General features: G+C 64.0%; 7 protein-coding genes. 5 read left to right on the top strand and 2 right to left on the bottom strand.

Annotated features, from left to right (window positions below; genetic code table 11):
- Positions 1–1,449: magnesium-protoporphyrin IX monomethyl ester anaerobic oxidative cyclase (gene bchE / locus EOC06_RS07200; protein ID WP_245469384.1), on the top strand; the 1,449-nt coding region annotated here is incomplete at its 5' end.
- Between the two features lie 8 nt (positions 1,450–1,457).
- Here the strand turns inward: bchE and argB are convergent.
- Together argB and EOC06_RS07190 are read right to left on the bottom strand one after the other, a co-directional pair.
- On the bottom strand, positions 1,458–2,351 hold the full coding sequence (argB, locus tag EOC06_RS07195; RefSeq protein WP_013528489.1) for an acetylglutamate kinase: 894 nt from the start codon (positions 2,349–2,351) through the stop codon (positions 1,458–1,460).
- A 159-nt stretch (positions 2,352–2,510) separates the two neighbouring features.
- A complete protein-coding gene (locus tag EOC06_RS07190; protein ID WP_127272326.1) occupies positions 2,511–4,010 on the bottom strand; it encodes an amidase in 1,500 nt (499 codons plus the stop codon).
- A 152-nt stretch (positions 4,011–4,162) separates the two neighbouring features.
- Here EOC06_RS07190 and EOC06_RS07185 point away from each other — a divergent pair, with 152 nt between their 5' ends.
- The 4 genes from EOC06_RS07185 (at position 4,163) to msrB (ending at position 6,925) form a co-directional block, all read left to right on the top strand.
- Positions 4,163–4,702 (top strand): sigma-70 family RNA polymerase sigma factor, encoded by a 540-nt coding sequence (locus EOC06_RS07185; RefSeq protein WP_127267227.1) that lies wholly within the window; start codon positions 4,163–4,165, stop codon positions 4,700–4,702.
- Positions 4,699–5,427 (top strand): anti-sigma factor, encoded by a 729-nt coding sequence (locus EOC06_RS07180; protein ID WP_127267218.1) that lies wholly within the window; start codon positions 4,699–4,701, stop codon positions 5,425–5,427. Before EOC06_RS07185 ends, EOC06_RS07180 begins: the two co-directional genes overlap by 4 nt.
- Positions 5,428–5,651: 224 nt before the next feature.
- Positions 5,652–6,209 carry a fasciclin domain-containing protein gene (locus tag EOC06_RS07175; protein ID WP_027040113.1) on the top strand — a complete coding sequence of 186 codons (558 nt, stop codon included), beginning with the start codon at positions 5,652–5,654 and terminating at the stop codon, positions 6,207–6,209.
- A gap of 212 nt (positions 6,210–6,421) precedes the next feature.
- Positions 6,422–6,925 (top strand): peptide-methionine (R)-S-oxide reductase MsrB, encoded by a 504-nt coding sequence (gene msrB, locus EOC06_RS07170; RefSeq protein ID WP_128307421.1) that lies wholly within the window; start codon positions 6,422–6,424, stop codon positions 6,923–6,925.
- The last annotated feature ends 184 nt before the right edge of the window (positions 6,926–7,109 follow it).

The following is a 7,109-nucleotide window of genomic DNA, read 5'->3' as shown; positions in this document are numbered from 1 at the left end:
GTACAGCTCGTCGACGCCGAATTCGGACCGATGCCGCTCGATGACGTCGTGCGCGACGCACTGGAGGACCACCCCGACTTCGTCCTGATCGGCCATTCCGGCTCGACCTCGGCGCACCCGACCGCCTTGCTGATCGCACGCATGATCAAGGAGAGGGAGCCGGCGACCATCATCATCTATGGCGGCGTTTTCCCTACCTATCATTGGCGCGACATCCTGGCCGCTACCGATGCTTTCGACTTCATCGTGCGCGGCGAGGGCGAGGCGACCGTCGTGGCGCTGGTCGAGGCGCTGGAAATGCACCAGCCGCCGGCGAGCGTGGCCGGCATCGCCTATCGCGACGATCTCAGCCGCCCCTTCGCCACACAGGCCGCCATCACCATTGCCGACCTCGACGCCTACCGCGTCGGTTGGGAGCTGATTGAGCACTCGCGGTACAGTTACTGGGGCGGCAAGCGGGCCGTGGTCATGCAGTTTTCGCGCGGCTGTCCGCATCTGTGCAATTATTGCGGCCAGCGCGGCTTCTGGACCCGCTGGCGGCATCGCGATCCGGTGAAATTCGCCAGGGAGATCGCCTGGCTGCACCGCGAGCACGGCGTCGAGCTGATCAATCTCGCCGACGAGAATCCGACGGTCTCGAAGAAGGCCTGGCGTGCCTTCCTCGACGCCCTTATCGCCGAGAACGTGCCGGTGCTGATCGTCGGTTCGACCCGTGCCGACGACATAGTGCGCGATGCCGACACCCTGCATCTCTACCGCAAGGCCGGCGTCATCCGCTGGCTGCTCGGCATGGAAAACACCGACGAGCAGACGCTTCAATTGATCCGCAAGGGCGGCAGCACATCATCCGACCGCGAGGCGATAAGGCTGCTGCGCCTCAACGGCATCCTGTCGATGGCGACCTGGGTGGCCGGCTTCGAGGACGAAGGGTTCCGCGATCTGTGGCGCGGCTTTCGCCAGCTCATCGCCTATGACCCCGACCAGATCCAGGCGCTCTATGTGACGCCGCATCGCTGGACGCCGTTCTTCCGCATCGCGCGGGATCGCAAGGTGATCCAGCAGGATGCGCGCTTGTGGGATTACAAGCACCAGGTGCTGCAGATGACGCGGCTGAAACCCTGGATGCTGTTCTTCAGCGTCAAGCTGATCGAGCTGGCGGTGCAATCACGGCCGAAGGCGCTGGCCCGCATCCTGTTACACAAGGATCCCGAGCAGCGGCATTCGATGCGCTGGTACACGCAGATGGGCCGCCGCGTCTGGTTCCGCGAGGTCTGGGGTTTTCTGGTCCGCGACGTCAGGGTGAAAGACGGCCCGACGCTGGCTGAATTCTGGGGCGCGCCGCAGGACGCCGAGGAGGAATCGATGACGGTTTCACGGCCGGCCAGAAAGCTCGCCATTCCCACCATCGGCAATATTGAAGATTCCGAGGCGAAAAAGTTAGCCGGCTGACGAGCCCCTCAGGGCACGATCAGCGTGCCGGCGCCATGTTCGGTGAACAGTTCCAGCAGCACCGCATGCGGCGTCTTGCCGTTGAGGATGACGACGCCTTCGACACCGCGTTCGATCGCTTCGATGCAGGTCTCGACCTTGGGGATCATGCCGCCCGAGACAGTTCCGTCCTTGATCAGCGCCTTGGCCTCGGCCACGGTCAGTTCGTCGATCAGCTTCTTGTTCTTGTCGAGTACGCCCGGCACGTCGGTGAGGAACAGCAGGCGCGTCGCCTGGCAGGCGCCGGCAATGGCGCCGGCGAAGGTGTCGGCATTGATGTTGTAGGTGTGGCCGTCGCGGCCTGGCGCCACCGGCGCCAGCACCGGGATCATTTCGGAGCGTGCCAGAAGATCGAGCAAGGTGCGGTCGACCTCGACCGGCTCGCCGACGAAGCCGAGATCGAGCACGCGCTCGATGTTGGAGTCCGGATCGATCATGGTCTTGCGAGCCTTTTCGGCGAAAACCATGTTGCCGTCCTTGCCGCAGAGACCGATCGCCCATTCGCCCTCGGCGTTGATCAGCGCGACGATCTCCTTGTTGATCGAACCGGCCAGCACCATTTCGACGATCTCGACCGTCTTCTGGTCGGTGACGCGCAGGCCGCCCTCGAACTTCGATTCGATGCCCATCTTGGCCAGCATGGCGCCGATCTGCGGGCCGCCGCCATGGACGACGATAGGGTTGACGCCGGACTGCTTGAGCAGCGCGATGTCGCGCGCGAAGGCCTTGCCGAGTTCGATATCGCCCATGGCATGGCCGCCATATTTCACCACGACCGTCTTGTGTTCGTAGCGCTGCATGTAGGGCAGCGCCCGCGACAACAGGGCTGCCTGCATTTCGGCGGTGGCGGTTATTTCCGTCATCGGTTTGGTTCCCGGCTTTTTATTTTAAGCACGTCGTTGTCCCAAAACCCCTGGACACTTTTGAGCGACATGCATCAGGTAAGGACGGCGGCGTCTTAGCGGGAATTGGCGCCGCCCGCAAATGGCTTTGCTGTCATATTCAAGCGCTTCACGACCTCGTCATCGTGTCGGCACCATCAGCGGCGCCCTGCGGTCCAGCCAACCCGAGATCTTCTCCATCTGCGCGGCGAGCGACAAAAGCGTCTCTTCGTCGCCCGGACGGCCGGCCGCCTGGACGCCGAGCGGCAGGCCGGCGTCAGTGACATGGACCGGCAGCGCGATCGACGGCTGGCCGCTGACATTCTGGATCGCCGGCCAATGGGTGAACCAGAGGCTCTTGTCCATCAATTGGCCGAAGAACGGCTTCAGCTTCAGCAAGGGTGTCAGGTGAAGCTTGTCGAGCAGGTTCTCGATGAGCTCGTCGGCGCCTTTGGGATCCATGGCGCCGCAGGCGAGCGGCGGGTGGGCAATGACCGGCATCAGCACGGCGTCGTACTGCACGGTCTCCGAAATCAGCTGCCGCGAGGCGGCATGCAGCCGCTGCAGGTCGGCATAGGTCTCGCCGGCCGACACCATTTCGCCGAAGCGGGCGAGCACCCGCGTCGCCCGCTCGATGTCACCGGTAACGGAACGGCCGACGCGCAGCGCTTCGGCCCGCATCGTGCCGGCGACGGCGGAGGCAACCGTCCTGCAGAAATCGGCGAAGAAATCGCGGCCGATAAAGGGCAGGTCGATCTCCTCGACCGTGTGGCCGCCCTCGCGGGCAAGCGCCACCGCCTTGTCGAGCGCCTTGAGCGTCTCGTCCGAGATCGGCAGGCCAAGCGGGGATTTGCGGTACACGGCCAGGCTGAGCTTGCCGGGGTCGCGCGCCGCGGCGGCCGCGAACGTGCCTTTCGGCGGCGGCGCGGCATAGGGCGACAGAGGATCGGACCCATGGGTGAGGTCGAGCAGCAGCGCGCAATCACGCACCGAACGGGTGAGCGCATGGTCGACGACCATGCCGTACCAGCTTTCGCTCACCAGCGGCGTCAGCGGTGTGCGGCCGCGCGACGTCTTCAGGCCGACAAGCCCGGTGCAGGCGGCAGGCACGCGGATCGAGCCGCCGCCATCGGAGGCATGTGCCACCGGCACTACGCCGGCTGCGACCAGTGCAGCCGCACCACCCGACGAGCCGCCGCTGGTGTGACCGGTGTTCCACGGATTGCGGGTGATGCCGAAGGCCCTGGATTCGGTCATCAATCGAAGCCCGTGCTCCGGCGATGTCGAGGTGACGATCGGGATAAGTCCGGCAGCGATGTAGCGGTCGGTCAGCACCGAATTGACATCGGCCAGCCATGCCGGAATGCGGCTGCCGCCATGCGTCGGCACGCCCCTGATGGCGATGCCGAGATCCTTGATGGCGAAGGGAACACCGGCCAGCGGCAGCGAAGGGTCGACGGTCTTGGCGCGGGCCCGCGCGGCATCGTAGAGCGGTTCGGCCGTGGCATTGATGTCGGGACGGGTGGCCTCGGCGCGGGCAATCGCGGCGTCGGTCAGCTCGACGGCCGAAACCTCGCCCTTGCGGACCAGATCGGCGAGGCCCGCGGCATCTTCTTCCCAAAGGATCCGTTCGACCGACATGCGCGCTCCCCCCATCACTGAGGGCAAGCTAGCCAGTGGCGATTCCATTGGCAATCGGTCGACGGACCCGGCTGGCGACACACAAAAGCTTAGGCGTGCACAAGGTTATTTCCGCCGTTGCAAATACATTGCAATCGCCTAACTTGCCGCGGATGACGCCGCAGGACATCACCAAGCTGATCGTCCGGACTTCGATGAAGGATCGGGCCGCGTTCGATCTGCTTTACCGGCAGACCAGCGCGAAACTTTTTGGCGTCTGTCTTCGTGTATTGAACGACCGGGGAGATGCGGAAGAAGCGCTGCAGGAAGTCTTCGTCAAGATATGGACGAAGGCGGATCGTTTTGCCGTCTCCGATCTAAGCCCGATCTCCTGGCTGGTGGCAATTGCGCGTAATCATGCGATCGATCGCATACGAGCGCGGCGCAGGCCTGCCGCCGACATCGATGCCGCGCTCGACGTGGCCGATCCGGCGCCGGGGCCTGAAGCGATGGCGGTGGCGGGAGACGAATCCGAACGTATCCACCATTGTCTCGATGAGTTGGAGAAGGACCGGGCAGCCGCCGTCCGGGGCGCCTATCTCAAGGGCGAGAGCTATGCCGAACTGGCGGAGCGCCATGGCGTGCCGCTGAACACGATGCGTACATGGCTGCGCCGCAGCCTGTTGAAACTCAGAGAATGTCTGGAAAGATGACGCTGGCAGAAGACACAGGACCGGAACGTGGAGGCGACGACCTGCTCGCCGCCGAATACGTTCTCGGCGTGCTCGATGCCGACGAACGCCAGATCGTCGCCCGCCGCATCGATGCGGATACGGTTTTTGCTCGTCTTGTCGAGGGATGGGAGGTCCGTCTCTCACCGCTGGCCGCCGCCTACCCGGAAATCGAGCCGCCGGTTTCGGTGAAGACCGCGGTCGACCGCCGGCTGTTCGCGAACGCTGCCGCCGTGACCACGCCCGCCGAATCGCGCGGCGGCCTGTGGTCCAGCCTCGCTTTCTGGCGCGGCCTTGCCGCGGCTGCGGTTGCGGCACTGGCGATTTACATTGCCGTGCCAGTCCTCAACCCGCCGGTCGAGGAGCCGCAGGCGCGCCTCGTCGCTTCGCTGGCCGCCGAAGGCAGCGACGTCAGATATCTTGCCGTCTACGACGCCGCGCATCACGAAGTCGGCCTGTCGCATGTCTCCGGTGAGCGTGCTTCCGGCAAGGACTTCGAGCTGTGGATGATCGAGGGCAAGAACCCGCCGGTCTCGATGGGCGTCATTCCGACCGGTGCTACGGCACATATCGTCGTCTCACCGGCGGCCCAGCAGAAGCTTGCCCAGGGCGCGGTGCTTGCCGTCAGCCTCGAGCCGTCAGGCGGTTCGCCGACCGGACAGCCGACCGGACCGGTGGTCGCCGCCGGCGACCTGAAGAGCATCTGACCGGCTCTTGGCGTCGCCAGACTCAAAATAGAGTACCTGAAGTGTGTCTCCCACCTTCCACGCCCGTAGACAGCATGGTAGCCGGCAAGCCGTTGCGTGGCAAAATCTCTTCGGCATCCCGGGCAAAATAAAAAATAAGAATATTTCTGAAACTCCCGCACTTCTGTTCCGTATCTCCTCGCGTCCCCAAAAATGGGAAGAGAAAACCCGAGGAGTTTGACATCATGCGCAGATACGCCACCCTTTTGCTCGCCGGTACGATCGCCGTTTCGGCCCTTGCCACCGCCGCCTATGCCGAAAACCCGATGGTTGGCGGCGCCGCGATGTATGCTAACAAAAACATCGTCGAGAACGCCGTGAACTCGAAGGACCACACCACGCTGGTCGCCGCCGTGAAGGCCGCCGGCCTTGTCGAAACGCTGCAGGGCGCCGGTCCGTTCACCGTGTTCGCTCCGACCAACGAAGCCTTCGCGGCTCTTCCGGCCGGGACGGTCGAGACGCTGCTCAAGCCTGAAAACAAGGACAAGCTCACCAAGATCCTGACCTGCCATGTCATCGGCGCCAAGGCGATGGGGGCGGATGTCGCCGCGATGGCCAAGGCTGACGGCGGCGCCCACAAGGTCAAGACGGTCGGCGGCTGCGAGCTGTCGCTCAAGGCCGACGGCGGCAAGGTCACCGTCACCGACGAGAACGGCAATGTCGCCAATGTGACGATCGCCGATGTCGAACAGTCCAATGGCGTCATCCACGTCATCGACAAGGTTCTTTTGCCGAAGATGTAACAAGGGGATTGCTGCCGGCGAACTGGCAGCAAGGGCCCTCCGTCGATTGCACGATCCCGCTCCCGTGATCCGCAATTGACCCGCGCACTCCGCGCCGCCCATATTCGGATGTGGGAGGGCGCGGAGTGTTCGTTCGAGGGGGCTACCGTCACCGGCTTTTGATTTCCGCGCGGCGGTATAGTTTGGCAAAAGGACATCAGGAGGAACCGGTCATGAACCGTCGCGACTTTCTTTTGAGCGGTGCCGCCGCCATCGGCGTCGTCGGGGCCGCAGCAACGATGCTGCGCATGGGCGATCCGCAGGCAGCACAGGCCGCCGAACAATTCGAAGTCACCAAGACCGACGCCGAGTGGAAAGCCATCCTGTCGCCGGCCGCCTTCGACGTGCTGCGCAAGGAAGGCACGGAGTATCCCGGCACCAGCCCGCTGCTCAACGAACACCGTAAGGGCATCTTCGCCTGTGCCGGCTGCGACCTGCCGGTCTATTCGTCGGAGACGAAATTCGATTCCGGCACCGGCTGGCCGAGCTTCTGGCAAGAGATCCCCAAGGCTATCGGCACGACCGTGGACCGCTCGCTCGGCATGACGCGCACCGAGGCGCATTGCCGCCGCTGCGGCGGCCATCTCGGCCACGTCTTCGACGACGGTCCAGCGCCGACCGGCCTGCGCCACTGCATCAACGGCGTCGCGCTGACCTTCAAGCCCGCCACAGCCTGACAAATTCCAACTGGATATGAAAAACTCCGGGCTTACGGCCCGGAGTTTTTTGCGCGGTCAGAGCTTTTTCGGGCGTGGACTGGAGGAGCTTCCCGAAACAGCTGCCCACGTATCTCTGTCTTGTCGCAATTCCTGACGGAAAACCGCCTTACACTTTTCCTGGAATTGCTCCGGTATCAGTGGC

This window comes from Mesorhizobium sp. M7A.F.Ca.MR.362.00.0.0, assembly GCF_004023175.1.
Classification (GTDB): domain Bacteria; phylum Pseudomonadota; class Alphaproteobacteria; order Rhizobiales; family Rhizobiaceae; genus Mesorhizobium.
Note: the sequence above shows the minus strand (reverse complement) of the source record. Positions and strands in the feature narration are given on the sequence as shown.